The following is a 19,051-nucleotide window of genomic DNA, read 5'->3' as shown; positions in this document are numbered from 1 at the left end:
GCCGCCCCCGGATCCACAGGATCCCGCGGCGGCACGGGGTGCTTTTCGTGCGGCGGCGGTCAAGCAGCCGTCCGGCGGTAGCCGCCGCCGTGGGGTTCGACCGCGCCCGCGGCGACGAACTCGTCGATCCAGCCGCCCATCGGCCATTCGGCCCATCGCTCGGCGAACAGGGCGCCGTTGCGCAGGATGTCGTCGAGATGGCGCCACGGGGGAGTGCCGGCGGGATGCCACTGGTGGTACGCATGCGCTCCGCCCACCCAGTGCAACGGGATGCCCGCCGCGCGCGCACGTCGGCCGAGGTCGGTGTCTTCGGCGCCGTAGCCCTCGTACCGTTCGTCGAAGCCGCCCAGCCGCGCCCACGTCGCCGGCGTCACCGCGAACGACAGCGACCAGAACAGGTCGTACTCGTCCGCCTCGGCGGTCGACACGACGCCGGTCGCCGGGTTCGGACGCACCGGATGCGGCCGGGTCATCGCCTCGAGCTGGTCGGGAGCTGAGGGTCGCTGCACGCTCTCGAGGTAGGTGACCGGGCCGCAGAGCAGGCCGTCCGGATGCGAGCGAGCCGCTGCCACGTATCCATCGAGCAGCTCGGGCCCCGGCAGGCAGTCCACGTCGAGGAACACGAGCAGATCGACGTCACGAGAGAGGGCGATCTCGGCGGCGGCGTTGCGCCCCGCGCCGACACGCATCCCGTCGCGCCCCGGTGGCACGTGCACGTGAACGGCGCCGTCGAACGGCGGCGGTGGCTCGCTGTCGAGCCAGGCTTCGATGCGCACCACATCGTGATGGGGCCCAAGCACCTCGCGAAGAAAGCGGCGCTGACGGTGCAGATGCGCGAGGCGGTTCTGCGACACCGGCGTGATCACGGCGATCCGTGTCATGAGGTGACCTCCTGTATGGCGTGGGCTGCGCGCGCGGCGGCGCCGGTGGCGCCCCATCGACTCCAGTCGGCGGGCACCGTCGCCGCAGCACGCTCCACGAGCTCGACCACCTTCGCTGGTGACGATCCGGCGGGCGCCGTCGAGGCGAGGCCCGCGGCCTGCAGGACGCGAGCCGTGTGCTCCTGCTCTCCGAACGGCCGGTCCTGAGGCAGCACGACCGCGCGGGCCCCCGCGGTCGCGAGGTCGGCCACACCGTTCAAGCCGGCGGCGCTGATCACGACGTTCGCGCGACAGAGCAGCGGCCAGACGTCGTCGACGCGATCGTCGTCGCGAGCGCCAGCCGTATCGACCACCCAGCCCCGAGCGGTCAGCAGATCGATAGTCTCGGCGAGTCGCGACGCGTCGAGCGTGCGGCTGAGGAACAGCGCCCGACGGGCGGCATCGTCAGCTGGGCGGCGGGTGCGCCCGTCGTGCCGCGAGATCGCGCCGACATGACGGACGCGCTCGTGGTGGTCGGACAGCTCGTCGGCCTCGAACAGACCCTCTGTCCATGGCGCCACGATCCGATTGGCGAGCGCATGGCCGAGCCGGTGCGGCCGGTCGGACCGGTCACCCGGCTGCGCGAACACGACGGTGGGAACACCGAGAAGGCGAACGAACGCGGTGACCTCGACGCTGACGTCGACCACGAACGCCGCGACGGGATGGCGGGCGATCCAGTCGGCGATCGTCGCGAGTCGCCTCTGATGGCCGGGATGCCCGATCGGCGCCCAGTGCAGTGCCCCGCCCGCGGTGACGTCGCCCAGCTCGTGGGCGGGGCAGAGGGCGCCGTCCGCAGTAGGCACCGGATCGGCGTCCGCAGGCAGGCGGATCCAGGTGGTGTCGTCGCCGAGATCGGCGGGAGCGGGAAGCGACGAGAACACGGTGACCTCGTCGTCGAGATGAGGGCGGATCGCCTGCATCCGCGTCAGATGACCCCATCCGTGATGGTGCACGTACCAGCCGATCATGCGCCGACCGCCGCCTCATCTGGCGTTCTCGTGCCGACCTCAGCCGCCCGACTGTGCGCGGCGACGGTGAGCACGCGCTCCACCTCGCGTTGGCGGTGGGCGAGCGAGTGGCGGGCGGAGGCCGCCGCGCGAACCCGATCCCGGAACACGGGCGACGCCGACCGCGCGGCGAGGGATGCGGCGGCTTCGGCGAGGGCACGTACATCGCGGGCGGGCACGACCGTGCACCCGGGCAGCCCCGCCAGCACTTCGCTCGCTCCGCCTGCGTCGAACGCGACCACCGGGGTGCCCGTCATCAGCGCCTCGGCCAGCACCAGGCCGAACGGCTCCGACCAGACCGGAGTGACCAGCGCGACCGACGAGGCTCCGACCAGATCGCACAGCTCGGGCTGGCGCAGCGGCCCGACGTACTCCACGCCGTCTCCGAGAAGAGGTTCGACCTCACTGGCGAAGTACCGCGGGTCGCCGATGCGGCCGGCGATCCGCAGGCGCGCGCCTGCCAGCCGGGCCGCCCGGATGGCCAGATGAGGAGCCTTCTCGGGCACGATCCGGCCGAACCACACCCACTGCTCGCCGCCGCGCCCTCGTCGCCACTCGCTGCTGTCGACACCGTTGGGGAAGACGAACGCGTCGACGCCCTCGTCTGACCACGATCGCGCGGTGTACTGGCTGACGGCCAGAAAGCGGTGCGGCGCGGCCGGGGGCAGGGAGCGGGCCGCGTTCACCATGTCGGGAAGGGGCGGCGTGTGCAGGGTCGTCACGACCGGGATGCCCGCGTCGCGGCTCCACAGGATCGGATCGCCGTGCAGGCTGTGGTTGTCGACCACATCGACGCCGTCGAGCGGATCGGTCAGTCGTCGACGCACGCGGGCGAAGGCATCCGACATCCGTTCGCGGTGCCCTGACGGATTCTCGGTGTCGGAGGTCTCTTGCACGCGACGCCAGCGAGGACTGGGCAGCTGCAGGTCGGGGCACGAGCCGAGGAAGTCCGATCCGGCGGCGGCGCACAGCTCGACGTGGTGTCCGCGGCGCCTCAGCCACCGCACGCGATTCCACACCACCGCCTCGAGCCCGCCGGCGTGGGGCTGCCGCAGAGGATGCCGCTCGGGGGCGACGACGAGTACGCGAAGGCGCTGCGCGGCCCTCATGCCGGAACTCCCGCAGCGGCATCCGACGCGACTCCCGCGGCGGCATCCGACGGCGCACCAGCGGCATCCGACGGCACACCAGCGGCATCCGACGGAACGCCTGCCACGGCATCCGCATAGAGGCGGGCGTGCGCCTGCCGGATCTCACGTCGCTGCTCCTCGCGCTCGGCGCGGCGGTTCATCAGGCGCGTCGCCTTCGACGAAGACGGCTCCTGCGCGCGCTGGGCCCATGACACCGCGGCGGCCAGCGTGCGGGGGTCGTCAAGATCGATGACGTAGAACTCGGACGGATGCTGCGACCGGATGTGGCCGACGTCGACTCCCGCCACCGGCACACCCAGGTCGTAGCACAGCTCCACCCAACCCGAGTGCGTTCCGTGTCGGTACGGCAGCACGAACAGGTCCAGGCCGCCGAGCCACTCCTCGATCTGGGCGTCGCTGAGATACGGGGCTCGACGCACCCGCACAGCCGCATGCCCGTCGGCGGCGTCGATCACACGCTCCGCTGCGCGATCGTCGCGTACGCGGTCGTTCATCAGCACCTCGATCTCGACCGCCTGGCCCGCCGTGTCGAGCAGCCGGGCTGCCCGCACGGCTGCTCGCACCGCGCTCTCCGCGTCGATGTTCGGACGCAGGTCGCGCAGCGCGATGCCGACGCGCATGGCGTCTGCACCGCTCCCCCGGCTGTCTGCGGCGGTCCGCTCGAGCAGCGTCGGATGGGCGAGCACCGTGCTCGTTCGACGCCACCGGTGCTCGATCTCCGCCGCCGCGGAGGGGGTGAGCGTGATCAGGTGATCGGCCGACGGGACGATCACATCGAGCAGCTCGCGATAGGGCTCCTGGTCGACGATCTGCGGATTGTCGAGGTCGTGCACCGTGAAGATGACCGGGCGGCCGGCGAGGCGAGCAGCGTCGAGGCCCGCGCGCAGCTCTTCAGGGGTGAACGATTCGAGCCCGAAGTGCACATGCAGCAGGTCGTACTCGTGGGCGTTCTCGCTGAGCCACTGCGCAGTCATCGCCACCGGCGGCCACCACTGCTCGGCTGGTGCGCCCGGCACGGGCGGGTCTGCCAGGAGTGTGACGCGCTGGGGATCGGTGATCGCCCGCACGTACGGGTGTGCGGAGGGGACGGAGGCGACGCGGATGCGCGCAGAGGTTGCGGCGATGGAATCCTCCTCGTATAGACGGGCGCTGCGCGCGCATCGAAGTGATGGATCTCGGGAAAAGCAACGGGGTCAGACGAACAAATCCAGAGGTATACGTTCGAAGCATGACTCCCACCCCGCCTGACGTCACCACCGTTGCGCCCGCCGAGTCGGCGGTGCTAGGACGACGTCGGCACTACGGGGAGTTCTATGGCATCGCCCCGCTGCCCGAGAGCTTCGGCGTGGTGCTCGGGAACTGTCAGGCAGAATCGCTGCGACTGGTGATGGATGCGGAGGATCGTCGATTCGTCCGGGTTCCGCCGGTGCACGAGATGACGGCCGACGATGCGCGGCGCCTGCACGAGGTGGTGGCCGCCGCCCACACGGTCGTCACGCAGCCGGTGCGCGACGACTACCACGACCTTCCGCTCGGCACACGCCAGGTGGCTGCCGCGACCACGGCAAGGGTGCTCACGGTGCCGCCCGTGCGGTTCGCGGGGCTGCATCCGTTCCAGGCCGCCATCCGCGTTCCCGGCGTCGACGAGGATCCACCGCTCGTCGCGTACCACGACGTGCGCACGCTCGCGGCGGCCGCGGGGCTCCCGGTGGCGTCTGCGCTGGCGCCGGATGCCGTGCGGGCCGTCGGCCGGGCCTCGGTCGACATCCTGCGTGAGCGTGAGCGGTCCACCGACATCCCGGTGTCCGACCTGTTCGAGACCGTGACGGCCGATCACATGCGCACCGTGAACCACCCCGGCAACGCGATCTGGCTGCCGCTCGGTGCCCGCATCCTCGACGCGCTGGGGCCGGGGGAGGCGCCCGTCGACCCCAGGCGTCCGCTGCTCGACTCGGTGCGCGCCCCGCTCGTTCCCGAGGTGATCGAGGCGTGGGCGCTGAGCGACGAACCGCAGGAGCACTGGAGCGTCGAGGGGAAGCTTGTGAGCGACGCGGCGGTGCGCGAGGCGCACCTGGCCTGGTACGCCGAGCATCCGGGGTTCGTCGCCGCGGCGACCGAGCGGCTCGCCGCGCTTCTGGCCGTCTGGCGCGCGGCATGACCGGTGCGCCCCTGCTGCTCGTTCACCCCGGTGATCACGGCGTCGCCGTCTACGCCCGTGACATGGCGGAGGCCGCTCGCGACGTCGCCGAGGTGCGCACCGTCGACGCGGACGGGCTCGCGCGGCTGCCCGCCGGGACCAGTGTGCATGCCCATTTCACCGACCGGCTCTGGGGTGACTCGCCCGAGCAGGCATCCCGCACGTTCGCCGAGCTCGCATCACGCCTGCGGGTGAGCGTCACCCTGCACGATGTGCCCCAGGCATCCGACGGTGAGCAGAATCGGCCTCGCCGCCGCGCCGCGTACGCGCGCGTGGCGGAGGCCTCGAGCGCAGTGGTGGTGAACAGCGAACACGAGCGCGAGCTGCTGCGCGAGGAGGACGTCTGGTCTGGCGCGGTCGAGGTCATCCCGCTGCCGGTGGAACTGGAGAAGAACGCCGGGCGAGGGCGACCGGATGGGTCGGTCGGGGTGCTCGGGTTCTTCTACCCGGGCAAGGGCCACGACGAAGTGGCGGAGGCGGCGGCCGCCGCGGGGATCGGCGCGCTCACGGTGCTGGGACGCGCGTCTGACGGGCATGCGGCCGAGCTCGAGACCTTCGTGCGGCGCTCGGCGGCGCTCGGCGTCGAGGTCGACGTGACCGGGTGGCTGGACGACACCGAGATCGCCCGCCGCGGGCGCGCGGTGAGCGTTCCGGTGATCGCGCACCGGCACATCTCGGCATCCGGATCCCTCGCCTCGTGGATCGGCTGGGGCCGGCGCCCGGTCGCCGTGCGCAACCGCTACGTCGATGAGATGGCCGCCCTGCGTCCGGGCACGCTCCACCCCGTCGGGGAGAGCGACCTGGTCGGCGCGCTGCGTCATGCGTGCACGAACCCCGACGCTACCTGGCACGGGCTCTCACGCCTGCCCCTGTCGCGCGCCGACGTGGCACAGGCATACCTCCGCCTGTGGGCGGGGAGGGCTTCGTGACCGCCGGGTGGGTCGTCGGCAATCGGTGGGATTCGCTCGACGGCATCCACCCCGATCCGCTCCCCACCGTGTCGGTGATCGTCGCGCACTACGACCAGCCAGAGCAGCTCGCTCGCACCCTGCACGCCCTGGCCGCGCAGGACTATCCATCGGAGCTGCTGCAGATCATCGTCGCCGATGACGGCTCGCCTGCCGCGCCCGACGTGCCCGACGGGGTGGCGCTGGTGCGGCAGGAGGATCGCGGGTTCCGCCTGGCAGCGGTCCGCAACCTCGGGGTGCGGGCGAGCAGCGGCGAGGTGCTGTGCTTCCTCGACGCCGACACCGCGCCCGAGCCCGGCTACGTGCGGTCGCTGAGCAGGCTGCCCGCGCTGCTGCCCGAGGCGGTGGTCGTCGGTCGTCGCCGCCACGCGGATCTCGCTGCGGTCGCGCCGGACGTGCCGATCGTGCAGGCGGCGGCTGGGCGGGAGCTGCCGGAACCCGGCTGGCTGACCGAGGAGTACGCCCGCAGCGGGGATCTGCTCGACTCCGACGACCGGTCGTACCGGTTCGTGATCGGCGCGGTGATCGCCTGCTCGCGACGCATGTTCGACGAGGTCGGCGGTTTCGACGAGACGTTCACGTCATACGGGGGTGAGGACTGGGAGTGGGCGCACCGCATGTGGCAGGCGGGTGCGGTGTTCGCGCACGTTCCGCAGGCGGTGGCATGGCACGACGGCCCGGAGTGGGCCGACCGCGACGGCTCGGGGATCGACCGCGCGAACGCGCAGACGCTGCGGATGCAGTCGAGTATCCCGGTGCCGGGATCGTCTCCGCGGGCGCTGTGGCCCGGCGTGGCGGATCTCGTCGTGCAGGTGCGCGGCGAGCACACGCCGGCGGCGGTGTTCATCATGGCGGATTCGCTGTTCGCGGCGTTTCCCCGGGCGAGGCTGCTGCTCGACGTCGTGCCCGAGGTGCTCGCAGACGATCCTCGGGTCTCGGATGGGCTCGATGCCCCGGACGCTGTCGACGCGCGGGTGCTGTGGGAGGTGCACCGGCCCGTCGTCGTGCTCGATCCGGACTGGCTGGTCGACCTCGTCCTCGGGCTCGGCACGGGCGATCTGGGCGGGGTCGACCTCGTCGACGGCGACGGCTCGCCGATCGGAAGGCTGCGCTCCCGACGGGCGAAGCGACGTGCCGCACGCTGGGGGCACGACGATGCGTTCCAGACGCGGCGGATGACGGCCGTCGGAACCCACGTGCTGCGACCGGATCCTCGAGTCGAGGCCTGGGTCGGCGGGTGGGGCGGTGTCGAGTCGTTCTGCTGACCGGTGAGCGGGTCTAGAGTCGGTCGACCCCCGTCACAGCGACGACCGCCTCGCCGGCCTCGTCGGATGCCGCGAGGTCGACCGTCGCGGAGATCCCCCAGTCGTGGTCGCCGGCGGGGTCGTCGAGGATCTGACGCACCGTCCACTGCTGCGCGCCCTGCTCGATGAGCAGCAGGTGCGGGCTGCGGGCGTCGGCGCCGGTGAAGATCTCATCGTGTTCGGCGAAGTAGGCGTCGAGGGCGTCGTTCCAGCCTTCGGCGCCGAAGTCGGGGTCGAGGGATGCCAGCGACTCGACGTCTTCGCGCGCGGCGAGCAGCACGCGACGGAACATGTCGTTGCGCACCAGCACGCGGAACGCTCGGGTGTTCGAGGTGAGACGCTTCGGGGCGGGCGGCACGACCGGCTCGTCGTGCCGGTCGAAGGCCCCGTTGTCGACGCCGGCGACCAGCTCCTCCCACTCGTCCAGCAGGCTCGAGTCGACCTGGCGCACGAGCTCGCCCAGCCACTCGATGAGGTCGCGCAGCTCGTCGGTCTTCAGCTGCTCGGGGATGGTCTGCGACGCCGCGCGATAGGCATCCGACAGATAGCGCAGCACGACGCCCTCCGAGCGTGCCACCTTGTAGTACGCGACGTATTCCCCGAACGACATGGCGCGCTCGTACATGTCGCGCACCACTGACTTCGGGTGCAGCTCGAAGTCGCGGATCCACGGCTGCGACGAGCTGAACGTCTCGAACGCCGCGCTGAGAAGCTCGTCGAGGGGCTGGGGGTACGTGATCTGCTCGAGCAGCTCCATGCGCTCGTCGTACTCGATCCCCTCGGCCTTCATCGCGCCGACGGCCTCGCCCCGAGCCTGGAACTCCTGCTGGCTGAGGATGGCCCGCGGGTCGTCGAGCGTCGCCTCGACGATCGAGATCATGTCGAGCGCGAAGGTCGGGGACTCGGGGTCGAGCAGCTCGAAGGCCGCCAGCGCGAACGGCGAGAGCGGCTGATTGAGCGCGAAGTCGGGCTGCAGATCGACGGTGAGGCGCACGGTGCCGTCCACGCGCTCCACGACGCCGGACTGCAGCAGCGTGCGGTAGATGCCGATCGCGCGAAGCGCCAGCAGTCGCTGGACCGCGCGCGACTCGTGATTGTCATATACCAGTGAGCGCATATTCGCGAACACGTCGCCGCCGCGGGCGATCACGTTGAGCATCATCGCGCTGGTGATCTGCATGTGGGGGGTCAGCGTCTCGGGCTCGGACGCGATGAGCTTCTGGAACGACGGCTCGCCCCACGACACGAACCCGTCTGGCGCCTTCTTGCGGATGATCTTGCGCTTCTTCTTCGGGTCATCGCCGGCCTTCTTCACGGCCGCGATGTTCTCGGTCTCGTGCTCCGGCGCCTGCGCCACGACAGTCCCGGCGGTGTCGTATCCCGCGCGGCCGGCGCGGCCGGCGATCTGATGGAACTCGCGGGCGTTCAGCTGCCGCATCCGGGTGCCGTCGAACTTCGTCAGAGCGGTGAGCAGCACGGTGCGGATCGGCACGTTGATGCCGACGCCGAGCGTATCGGTCCCGCAGATCACCCGCAGCATGCCGCGCTGCGCGAGCTGCTCGACGAGGCGGCGGTACTTCGGCAGCATCCCTGCGTGATGCACGCCGATGCCGAGTCGCAGCAGCCGTGAGAGGGTCTTGCCGAACGCGGTCGTGAAGCGGAATCCGCCGATGAGCTCGGTGATGGCATCCCGCTGCTCACGGGTCGCGACCTTCGCACTCGCCAGAGCCTGTGCGCGCTCCAGCGCCGCGGCCTGCGAGAAGTGCACGATGTAGACCGGCGCCTGTCCGGTCGAGAGCAGCTCGTCGATCGTCTCGTGGATCGGCGTCGTCTCGTAGTAGAAGTGCAGCGGTACCGGGCGTTCGACGCCCGTGACCACGGCCGTCTCACGGCTCGTCCGACGGGTGAGGTCGGCCGCCAGCTCGCTCACCTCGCCGAGCGTGGCCGACATGAGCACGAACTGCGCCTGCGGCAGCTCGAGCAGCGGAACCTGCCACGCCCAGCCCCGGTCGGGATCGCCGTAGAAGTGGAACTCGTCCATGACGACCTGGCCGACATCGGCTTCCGAGCCCTCGCGCAGCGCACGATTGGCGAGGATCTCGGCGGTGCAGCAGATGATCGGCGCGTCGCCGTTCACGGACGAGTCACCGGTGATCATGCCGACGTTCTCGGCGCCGAACACATCGACCAGGGCGAAGAACTTCTCGCTGACCAGCGCCTTGATCGGGGCGGTGTAGAAGGTGCGGCGTCCGTCGGCGAGGGCCGCGAAGTGCGCGCCGATGGCGACGAGCGACTTGCCGGTGCCGGTCGGGGTGGAGAGGATCAGGTTCTTGCCCGACACGATCTCGATGACCGCCTCGTCCTGCGCGGGGTAGAGGCTGATGCCGGTCGACTCGGCCCACTCGACGAACGCGAGATAGACGGAATCCGGATCGGCGCCGCGCACCGCGGTCGGGTCGAGGGCAGTCATCCGTCGATCCTTTCACGCGCGGTCAGCGTGCACCGCCCGCGCCGGGCCGGCACCGTCTCAGGTCTCGTCGCGCAGCTCGCCGTGGATGCGCCGCAGGTCCTCCATCAGCGACCCGACGAGGATCCAGTGATCGGATGCCGGAGGGCGCACCACCAGAGGAGTCGTGAGGGCGGGGACGGGTGCCGTACGGGCATCCGGAACGCCTTCCGCGGCCCGCACCGCGAGCCGCACGTCGTGACCCGCTCGGTGCAGCTGCTCGGCGATCGCCCGCACCGTCGGATCCGCAGCGAGCGAGTCCTCGTAGTGGTCGATGTACGCGCGGGTCATGCCGATCACCTGCGTGACGACCGGTGAGAGCCGGTCGACCACGTCGCGCAGCTGGTCGAGGTCGTCGCGGTGACGGCCGCGGCGGGGGTTGAGCGAGAGCGACTCCTGGGCTGCCGTGAGGGATGCCTCGGCGGCGTCCTTCATGGGCCGAAGCAGCCGCGCCTCGAGCATCAGCTCCTGCAGCTGCGCGGGCGTGCGGGTGGTCGGCAGGGCGTCGGCGAGGCGGTCGAGGGATGCGGCCAGCTCGCGGCCGAGCATCCCGATGTCGCGCCGAGCCGGGCCGGACAGGACGGGCGGGACGACCGCGACGTTCACGACGAAACCGATGGCCGCGCCGATGAGCGTCTCGAGGATCCGGTCGAGCGCGTAATCGGGATTCGACGACCCGAGAGCCAGCACCAGCACGGCCGAGATCGCGACCTGATTGCCCGTGCCGGTCGAGGCGCGCAGCGCCCACGCGATCAGCAGCGCGACGACCACGGCGGCCAGCACCACCCAGCTCTGCCCGCCCAGCAGCAGGCTCAGCAGCACGGCGATCACGACCCCGAGGATCACCCCTGCGCTGCGCTCGAGCGCCTTCGACAGCGACTGGTTGACGCTGGGCTGCACGACCAGCAGCGCGGCGATGGCGGCGAACACCGGCAGCGGGCCGGGGATCAGCCAGCCGGCGATCAGCCACGCCGCGATCGTCGCCGCGGCAGATTTCAGCACCTGCAGCAGGGGAGCCCGGCGTGCGGCGCGGATCGCGGCGGGAAAGCGCATGGCTCAACGGTAGCGTCGGCGCGGGGTCGGCGGCGGTGTCGGCCGGGAGTGGTTCGATGAGGGTATGAAGAGCGGAGTGCGCGAGCTGGAGCGAATGCTGTGGGCCACCGCGATCTGCTTCGCTGTCGGCGCTCTCGCGGGCGCAGTCGTGCTGTGGGGCGCCGCCCGTCCGTTCAGCGGAGACGGCTCGGTCGTCATCCCGATCGCGCTGGTGGCGGCGGTGATCGCCGCGGCGGCCTTCATCGTCAGCACGCGGATGCACAGGGCCGGCGAGACGGCGCCCATGCCGCCGTGGCAGGCCTCCGTCTCGCACATCAGCGCGGTCGCCGTGACGGTCGCCGTCGCCGGCGTGACGGGCCTGGGCGTCCTGCTCGCCGGAGAGGTGCTCGCGACCGGGCTGGAGGGACTGACCCTGCCTGCCGTCGCCGGCGGAGTGTTCACCGGGGTCGCGTCAGCCATCGGCGGGCGACTGGCATTCCGGATCGGCCTGCGGCTCGGCACGCAGGACATCGCGCGTCTGCTGACGTCGTTCCTGGTGATCGGAACGCTGTTCGCCATGCTCACCGCCGCAGACCCCGCCTGGTGGGAGCGCAGCTTCTCAGACCTCGGCATCGGGGCGGGCGGATGGGCGTTCAACGGCACGGTGGTCGTCGCAGGGCTGCTGATCGCGACGACCGGCTCGTACCTCGGCCGCGATCTGCACCGGATGCTCGGCGACGCAGCGCTGCCGCGGATCGCCGCGATCGTGCTCACCTGGGCGGGGGCGGGGCTCGCGCTCGCTGCCGTCGGGCTGCTGCCTCTCGATCGCGTGCCGGTCGCGCATGCGGTCGCAGCGTTCTCGATGCTCGCACTGATCCTGGTCGCGGCTGTGCTGACGACCCTGCTGCTGCGGGATGTCGGCTTGCTGCGGGGGCTGACCATCGCTCTCGTGGTCAGCGTCGTGGTCGCGGCGGTGCTCGCTTTCGTGTTCAGGGTGCTGTCGGTCACGGCGCTCGAGGGCGTGGTCGTCGGCGTCGTGCTGCTCTGGCTGACGACTCTCGTGCAGCTGCTCGCCGTGCTCGCGCCCGAGGCCTCGCGCCCGTCGACCCGCCGGTCGCCGCTGCGCGCCTGAGCCACGTCATCGTGCTGCTCGACTGGTCCCAGACGGTCGCTTCGCGGGCGGCGAGGCGGCCATTCGGGCCACTGGGTGCGGGGGTGCGTCGCGAGCGCGGAACGGCCGCTCAGCCCTGGCGACGCACCATCTCCGCGATCCAGGCCGGGGCGAAGGGCGAGGTGCAGTTCGGCGGCACGGGATAGTCGGCGAGCACCTGCAGGCGCTCCCCGATCGACACGGCGCGCTCGCGCAGCGCCGGGTGATGGATGCCGATGTACGCCAGCGTCTCGTTCATCGCCCACTGCTCGCGGCCGGGCGCGTCGCGCAGCTCGCGCTCGATGCGGTCGAGCAGGGCATCCAGATCCAGCCCATCGGGCGTCTTCTGCACCCGCACCGAGGTCAGCGACCACGCGGCCGCGCGGGCGTTGCCATCCGGATCGTCGATCCAGCGCATCCGCAGCTCCTCCGCGAGGGGCGACTTCTTCGCGATGTAGTTCACCAGCCAGTCGTGGGCCTTGGCGCTGCGCGTCGAGCGCAGCATGGCATCGATCTCATCGGCGGCGAGTTCGCGCGGCTTGGCGACGAGCAGCGCGACCAGCTGCGCGGCGACCTCGTCGGTCGCCCAGAGTGAGCGCGCCAGGTCGGTCGAGAGCCCTGCGCTCTTGGCAACTCCGCGCAGCTTCGAGAGGTTGACGCCGTGCGCGTCGCCGTGGCGCTCATTCACCGCGCGCGCCTTCGGATCCTCCAGCGCGGCCAGCGTTGAGCGTATCTCGTCGACGGTGGGGTTCGGCATCCGCAAATCGTACCCGCGAGCACCTAAGGCGAGTGCATGACTGCTCACGTCGGATGTGATCTCACGCAAGTGAGGGCGGATGCCAGTGAGCCGGCGTGCTGCACGCGCGGCCGCCCGCTGGGATGATGGGCGGGTGAGTTCAACCTCCGATGCCGCCGACGTGGCCGATGCCTCACGCGCCGATGTCGTCCGCGCCGATGCCGTCCGCGGCGATGCCGTCAGAGCCGCTGCCGAGTCCCGCGCGATCGTCGCTGCCGGCCTCGGCGGCCTGAGCGGGCTGATCGGCGGACTGATCGTCTTCGCCGGACGCCTGGTCGGGCTCGCCGACGGGGCGCTGCCGGTCGGCTCGTTCGCGGCGCTGGTGGCCGGCATCGTCGGCATCCCCGTCTTCGCGATCACGTACGTGCGCGCCGATCGGCGCCGAGGGGGAGGCCGAGAAGTCGTGCGCCGCTCCCGACTGCGGCGCGCGATCGACGTGATCGGACTCACGCTGACGGCCTCCGCGATGGTGATGCTGCTGATCGCCGCCCTCTTCTCCATCGCTCAGCTGGCGTTCCGCTACCTGGAGATCGAGGCGTTCGCGGCGGCGGTGCTCACCGCCGGCGCGGTCGCTGCGAGCACGTACGCGCTGTCGCTGCTCGCATCCGACATCACCACGCAGCGTGTGGCGACCCTGCTGGCCCTGTTCCTCGCCGCGGGCACACTCTCGAGCATGCTCTCCGCCGAAGACGAGCTCTGGTGGCAGAACAACTTCTCGGCGCTGGGGATGCGGGGGGTGAGCGGATCGTACTCGTTCAACGTGACCGTGATCCTGTCCGGTCTGGTGCTGATCACCCTCTCGGGGTACCTCACCCGGGATCTGCGGGTGCGCAGCATCCGCTACGCGGTGCCGGCGCGCGGGGTGGGCATCGTGCGCACCCTGCTGGTCATCGTCGGCGTGGCCTTCATGGGCGTCGGCGCGGTGCCGGTCGATGTCAGCCAGCTGCTGCACAACACCTTCTCCATCGGCCTGATCATCGCCTTCGTCGCGCTGATCGCGGCCTGTCCGACCCTGATCGCGGGGCTGCCGCGTGCCTTCATCGCGGCCAGCGCGGTGTTCGTCGCCGGAATGGTGCTGATCGTGCTTCTCTGGGTGCCGTTCGGCTACTACAACCTGACGGCGGTCGAGCTGCTCGCCGTGGTGGTCGTCTTCACGTGGCTGGTGCTCTTCACGCGAAACGTCTCCACCGGGCAGATGCCCGACGGAGACGCTCGACTCGATGCGTGAGGGGGTCAGCCCGCCGGAAATACCCCAGGGGGGTACGCCGTAGTACTCTGGTGTGAGTACCCCTCAGGGGTACCCGGACGAAGGAGGAACCATGAGCACCACCGAATTCCACGTCACCGGCATGACATGCGGTCACTGTGAGATGTCCGTGCGTGAAGAGGTCGAGAAGATCGCCGGAGTCGAGAGCATCGAGGTCAGCGCGCAGACCGGTCGCCTCGTCGTCACCTCGGTCGCCGCTGTCGACGCCGACGCCGTGATCGCGGCAGTCGACGAGGCGGGGTACCACGCGGTCACGGCCTGACGCGTCACGGGGTGACCAGATCGTGAGAGACGACGCAGCGCCGTCCGGCGCCGAGCAGACCCGCATCGACCTCGAGATCGGCGGGATGACCTGTGCATCGTGTGCGATGCGCATCGAGAAGAAGCTGAACCGCCTCGACGGCGTCTCAGCGAGCGTGAACTATGCGACCGAGAAGGCCCAGGTGGTCGTCGACGGACCCGTCGACGCGGCAGTGCTGATCGCCGAGATCGAGAACGCGGGGTACTCGGCCGTGGTTCCCGCGCCGCCCGCCGGCCCCGGGGCGGACGGGCCGGATGCCGAGCCCGCCGCCGACCAGGAGCTGCGCTCGCTGCGTCAGCGCCTGATCGGCTCGGTCGTGCTGTCGATCCCGGTCATCCTGCTCGCGATGATCCCCGCGCTGCAGTTCACGTACTGGCAGTGGGCGTCTCTCGCGCTCGCCGCCCCGGTGATCGTGTGGGCCGCGTGGCCCTTCCACCGGGCGGCGTGGGTGAACCTGCGGCATGGCGCCGCCACCATGGACACCCTGATCAGTCTCGGCACGTCGGCCGCGTTCCTCTGGTCGCTCTACGCGCTGTTCCTCGGCACAGCGGGCATGCCGGGCATGACGCACGGCTTCTCGCTCGCGATCACGCGCAGCGACGGTGCCGGCAACATCTATCTCGAGGTGGCCGCGGGTGTGACGATGTTCGTGCTCGCCGGCCGCTACTTCGAGAAGCGCGCCAAGCGTCAGGCGGGGGCAGCGCTTCGCGCCCTGATGGAGCTCGGCGCCAAGGACGTCGGGGTGCTCGACGAGGGCCGCGAGAAGCGCATCCCGATCGACGACCTGCGTGTCGGCGACGAGTTCGTCGTGCGCCCGGGCGAGAAGATCGCCACCGACGGCGTGGTCGTCTCGGGCACCTCGGCGGTGGACCAGTCGATGATCACCGGGGAGTCGGTCCCCGTCGAGGTCGCGGCGGGCGATGCGGTGACCGGCGCGACGGTGAACGCGGGCGGGCGACTCGTCGTGCGCGCGACGCGCGTCGGCGCCGACACGCAGCTCGCGCAGATGGCACGCATGGTCGAGGATGCGCAGACCGGCAAGGCGGAGGTGCAGCGCCTCGCCGATCGCATCTCGGGGGTGTTCGTGCCGATCGTCATCGGCATCGCCCTCGTCACGCTCGCCGTCTGGCTGGTGCTCGGCTTCCCGGCATCCGTCGCCTTCACCGCCGCTGTCGCGGTGCTCATCATCGCCTGCCCGTGCGCCCTCGGCCTCGCGACCCCCACGGCTCTGCTCGTGGGAACGGGGCGCGGTGCGCAGCTGGGCATCCTGATCAAAGGACCGGAGGTGCTCGAATCGACCCGTCGGGTCGACACCGTCGTGCTCGACAAGACGGGAACGGTCACCGAGGGACGGATGTCGGTCGCAGCCGTCGTGCCCGAGCAGGGCGTGGATGCCGCCGATCTGCTGCTCCTGGCGGGAGCCGTCGAGCACGCCAGCGAGCATCCGATCGCGCGTACCATCGCATCCGCCGCGTCGGAGATCTCAGCTGATCCGGATGCCCGGCGGCGAGCCGCCGCGCCACCCGCCGGCACCGGTCCGGATGCTCCGACGACTCCGGCGTCGCAGCGTGTGCTGCCATCGGTCGACTCGTTCCGCAGTCACGACGGCCGCGGTGTCACGGGTGTCGTCGACGGCCGCGCCATGGTGGTCGGTCGCCTCTCGCTGCTGGAGGACTGGTCGATCCACCCCTCCGCCGGGCTGCTCGCGGCGAAGGCGGATGCCGAGGCCGCAGGGCAGACGGCGATCCTGGTCGGCTGGGACGGCGCCGCTGCCGGCGTGATCGTCGTCGCAGACGAGGTCAAGGCGTCGAGTGCCGAGGCGGTCGCGTCTCTCGTCGCGCTCGGACTGCGCCCCGTGCTGCTGACCGGAGACAACGGGTCCGCTGCGCGGCACATCGCCGCGCAGGTCGGTATCGAGGAGGTCATCGCGGAGGTGCTGCCGGCAGACAAGGTCGCTGTCGTGTCGCGCCTGCAGGCCGAGGGGCGGGTCGTGGCGATGGTCGGCGACGGCGTGAACGATGCCCCGGCGCTGGCTCAGGCCGATCTCGGCATGGCTATGGGCACCGGCACCGACGTCGCGATCGAGGCATCCGACATCACTCTCGTGCGCGGCGACCTGCGCGCCGCGGCCGACGCGATCCGCCTCTCACGACGCACGCTCGGCACCATCAAGGGCAACCTGTTCTGGGCGTTCGCGTACAACGTCGCAGCGATCCCGCTCGCTGCGCTCGGACTGCTGAACCCCATGCTCGCCGGGGCTGCGATGGCGTTCTCGAGCGTGTTCGTCGTGGGCAACAGTCTGCGGCTGCGGGCGTTCCGCTGATCAGGAGGATCCGTCATGAATGCGCACGAGACACACCCCGGGAGCCACGACCACGGCGACCACACCGCCGGATCCGGCGGCCATGTCGCCCACGCCGGCCACGGTGACCACCACGCCGGGCACGGCGGCCACGCCGGCCACGGTGACCACGTCGGGCAGTTCCGCCGACTGTTCTGGATCAACCTCCTGATCGCCGTCCCCGTGGTCGCGACGAGCGGCATGTTCGCCATGATCATCGGGTACGAGGTTCCCGGCTGGGCTCGATGGGTCGCGCCCCTGCTCGGCACGGTCATGTACGTGTGGGGCGGCCGCCCGTTCCTCACCGGCGCGATCGCGGAGCTCAAGAGCCGCACGCCGGGGATGATGTTGCTGATCGGCCTGGCGATCACCGTCGCGTTCCTCGCATCGTGGGGTGCGAGCCTCGGCATCCTGCATCACGAACTCGAGTTCTGGTGGGAGCTCGCGCTGCTCATCGTGATCATGCTGCTGGGGCACTGGCTCGAGATGCGCTCCCTCGCGCAGACCACCTCGGCGCTCGACTCACTCGCCGCACTCCTGCCCGACGAGGCCGAGCGGGTCGACGGCGACGCGATCACCACCGTCAGCCCCGCTGACCTGCAGCAGGGCGACATCGTCATCGTGCGCCCCGGGGCGAGCATCCCGGCCGACGGCAGGATCGTCGACGGACGCGCCGACGTCGACGAGTCGATGCTCACCGGCGAGTCGCGCGCGGTCAGCCGCGGCGAGGGCGATCAGGTGACCGCCGGCACGGTCGCGACTGACTCGGGGCTGCGCATCGAGGTCACCGCGACCGGCGACGACACGGCGCTCGCCGGCATCCGCAAGCTCGTCGCCGACGCGCAGGCGTCGAGTTCGCGCGCGCAGCGCCTCGCCGACCGCGCCGCCGCGTGGCTGTTCTGGTTCGCGCTGGGTGCCGCCGTGATCACCGCTCTCGTCTGGACACTGGTGGGGATGCCCGACGATGCCGTGATCCGCACCGTCACCGTGCTCGTGATCGCCTGCCCGCACGCCCTGGGACTCGCGATCCCGCTGGTCGTCTCGATCGCAACCGAGCGCGCGGCGCGCGCCGGGGTGCTGGTGAAGGACCGCCTGGCGCTCGAGAGCATGCGCGACATCGACGCCGTGCTGTTCGACAAGACCGGCACGCTCACCAAGGGCGAGCCGACCGTCACGGGCGTCGCCCCCGCCGACGGCTGGGACGAGGACGACGTGCTCGCGCTCGCGGCCTCGGCGGAGTCCGACAGCGAGCATCCGCTCGCGCGGGCGATCGTGCGCGCGGCGCGCCAGCCCCTGGCCGGCGCGACCGGGTTCAGCTCGTCTCCGGCGGTCGGCGTGACCGCGACGGTCGACGGGCACGAGATCCGGGTGGGCGGGCCGCGGCTGCTCGACGAGATCGGTGCGGACGAGATCCCGGATGCCCGCGACTGGCGCTCGGAGGGAGCGATCATCCTGCACGTCGTGCGTGACGGACAGGTGATCGGCGGACTGAAGCTGGCCGACGAGGTGCGCACCGAATCGCGCGCGGCGGTCGACGCCCTGCGCGATCGGGGCGTGGAGGTCGTGATGATCACCGGCGACGCCGAGGCCGTGGCGCACGCTGTCGCCGCAGAGCTCGGCATCGAGCGCGTGTTCGCCGGCGTGCGCCCGGAGGACAAATCAGCCAAGGTCGCCGAGCTTCAGACCGAGGGCAAGAAGGTCGCGATGGTCGGAGACGGCGTGAACGACGCCCCGGCTCTCGCACAGGCCGACGTCGGCATCGCGATCGGCGCCGGCACCGACGTCGCGATCGCGTCGGCCGGGGTGATCCTGGCATCCGACGATCCGCGTTCGGTCGTCTCGGTGATCGAGCTCTCGCGGGCGACCTATCGCAAGATGACGCAGAACCTGTGGTGGGCTGCGGGCTACAACCTCATGTCGGTGCCGCTCGCGGCGGGCGTGCTCGCGCCCGTCGGCTTCGTGCTGCCGATGTCGGTCGGGGCCGTGCTGATGAGCCTGTCGACCATCGTCGTCGCGCTCAATGCGCAGGCGCTGCGCCGACTCGACCTGCGACCCGACCGCGTCTCCTGACGCTGCGACGCGGCCGGCCACGCCGCGATCTCCTCCGT

At 71.1% G+C, this 19,051-nt stretch carries 15 protein-coding genes; 8 read left to right on the top strand and 7 right to left on the bottom strand.

Features of this window, described 5'->3' with window-relative positions:
• Positions 1–59: 59 nt before the first annotated feature.
• From PGB26_RS02895 to PGB26_RS02880, 4 genes are read right to left on the bottom strand one after another with little or no spacing between them, the layout of a single operon-like run.
• Complete coding sequence (locus PGB26_RS02895) at positions 60–881, bottom strand: glycosyltransferase family 2 protein (protein WP_271638798.1); 822 nt, start codon at positions 879–881, stop codon at positions 60–62.
• A complete protein-coding gene (locus tag PGB26_RS02890) occupies positions 878–1,891 on the bottom strand; it encodes a glycosyltransferase (protein WP_271638797.1) in 1,014 nt (337 codons plus the stop codon). The genes PGB26_RS02895 and PGB26_RS02890 overlap by 4 nt, the downstream gene beginning before the upstream one ends.
• On the bottom strand, positions 1,888–3,039 hold the full coding sequence (locus PGB26_RS02885) for a glycosyltransferase (RefSeq protein WP_271638796.1): 1,152 nt from the start codon (positions 3,037–3,039) through the stop codon (positions 1,888–1,890). The genes PGB26_RS02890 and PGB26_RS02885 overlap by 4 nt, the downstream gene beginning before the upstream one ends.
• Positions 3,036–4,097, bottom strand: a complete 1,062-nt coding sequence (locus tag PGB26_RS02880; protein ID WP_271638795.1) for a glycosyltransferase — start codon at positions 4,095–4,097, stop codon at positions 3,036–3,038. The genes PGB26_RS02885 and PGB26_RS02880 overlap by 4 nt, the downstream gene beginning before the upstream one ends.
• 212 nt (positions 4,098–4,309) lie before the next feature.
• On the opposite strand from PGB26_RS02880, the gene PGB26_RS02875 reads away from it, so the two are divergent.
• The 3 genes from PGB26_RS02875 to PGB26_RS02865 are packed head-to-tail and all read left to right on the top strand — an operon-like array spanning position 4,310 to position 7,511.
• A complete protein-coding gene (locus tag PGB26_RS02875; RefSeq protein WP_271638794.1) occupies positions 4,310–5,239 on the top strand; it encodes a WcbI family polysaccharide biosynthesis putative acetyltransferase in 930 nt (309 codons plus the stop codon).
• A complete protein-coding gene (locus PGB26_RS02870) occupies positions 5,236–6,207 on the top strand; it encodes a hypothetical protein (RefSeq protein ID WP_271638793.1) in 972 nt (323 codons plus the stop codon). Before PGB26_RS02875 ends, PGB26_RS02870 begins: the two co-directional genes overlap by 4 nt.
• Positions 6,204–7,511 carry a glycosyltransferase gene (locus PGB26_RS02865; protein WP_271638792.1) on the top strand — a complete coding sequence of 436 codons (1,308 nt, stop codon included), beginning with the start codon at positions 6,204–6,206 and terminating at the stop codon, positions 7,509–7,511. Before PGB26_RS02870 ends, PGB26_RS02865 begins: the two co-directional genes overlap by 4 nt.
• A 13-nt stretch (positions 7,512–7,524) precedes the next feature.
• On the opposite strand, the gene PGB26_RS02860 is transcribed toward PGB26_RS02865, so the two are convergent.
• Positions 7,525–10,020, bottom strand: a complete 2,496-nt coding sequence (locus PGB26_RS02860; RefSeq protein WP_271638791.1) for a DEAD/DEAH box helicase — start codon at positions 10,018–10,020, stop codon at positions 7,525–7,527.
• A 57-nt stretch (positions 10,021–10,077) separates the two neighbouring features.
• A complete protein-coding gene (locus PGB26_RS02855) occupies positions 10,078–11,109 on the bottom strand; it encodes an FUSC family protein (protein ID WP_271638790.1) in 1,032 nt (343 codons plus the stop codon).
• 64 nt (positions 11,110–11,173) lie between these two features.
• Between PGB26_RS02855 and PGB26_RS02850 the strand changes: the two genes are divergently transcribed.
• The gene (locus PGB26_RS02850) at positions 11,174–12,220 is read left to right on the top strand and encodes a DUF998 domain-containing protein (RefSeq protein ID WP_271638789.1); all 1,047 of its coding nucleotides are present in this window, start codon (positions 11,174–11,176) and stop codon (positions 12,218–12,220) included.
• Between the two features lie 109 nt (positions 12,221–12,329).
• Here PGB26_RS02850 and PGB26_RS02845 read toward each other — a convergent pair whose 3' ends face one another.
• Positions 12,330–12,995, bottom strand: a complete 666-nt coding sequence (locus PGB26_RS02845) for a DNA alkylation repair protein (protein WP_271638788.1) — start codon at positions 12,993–12,995, stop codon at positions 12,330–12,332.
• 133 nt (positions 12,996–13,128) lie between these two features.
• Between PGB26_RS02845 and PGB26_RS02840 the strand changes: the two genes are divergently transcribed.
• The 4 genes from PGB26_RS02840 to PGB26_RS02825 all read left to right on the top strand — a co-directional run bounded on the left by PGB26_RS02840 (position 13,129) and on the right by PGB26_RS02825 (position 19,013).
• Positions 13,129–14,262, top strand: a complete 1,134-nt coding sequence (locus PGB26_RS02840; protein ID WP_271638787.1) for a hypothetical protein — start codon at positions 13,129–13,131, stop codon at positions 14,260–14,262.
• Positions 14,263–14,353: 91 nt separating this feature from the next.
• Positions 14,354–14,563, top strand: a complete 210-nt coding sequence (locus PGB26_RS02835; protein ID WP_271638786.1) for a heavy-metal-associated domain-containing protein — start codon at positions 14,354–14,356, stop codon at positions 14,561–14,563.
• Between the two features lie 85 nt (positions 14,564–14,648).
• Positions 14,649–16,925, top strand: coding sequence for a heavy metal translocating P-type ATPase (locus tag PGB26_RS02830; RefSeq protein ID WP_271639720.1), 2,277 nt, complete (start codon positions 14,649–14,651; stop codon positions 16,923–16,925).
• 15 nt (positions 16,926–16,940) lie between these two features.
• Complete coding sequence (locus PGB26_RS02825) at positions 16,941–19,013, top strand: copper-translocating P-type ATPase (RefSeq protein ID WP_271638785.1); 2,073 nt, start codon at positions 16,941–16,943, stop codon at positions 19,011–19,013.
• Positions 19,014–19,051: the final 38 nt, after the last annotated feature.

This window comes from Microbacterium sp. nov. GSS16, from assembly GCF_028198145.1.
In the GTDB taxonomy this organism is placed as follows: domain Bacteria; phylum Actinomycetota; class Actinomycetes; order Actinomycetales; family Microbacteriaceae; genus Microbacterium.
Note: the sequence above shows the minus strand (reverse complement) of the source record. Positions and strands in the feature narration are given on the sequence as shown.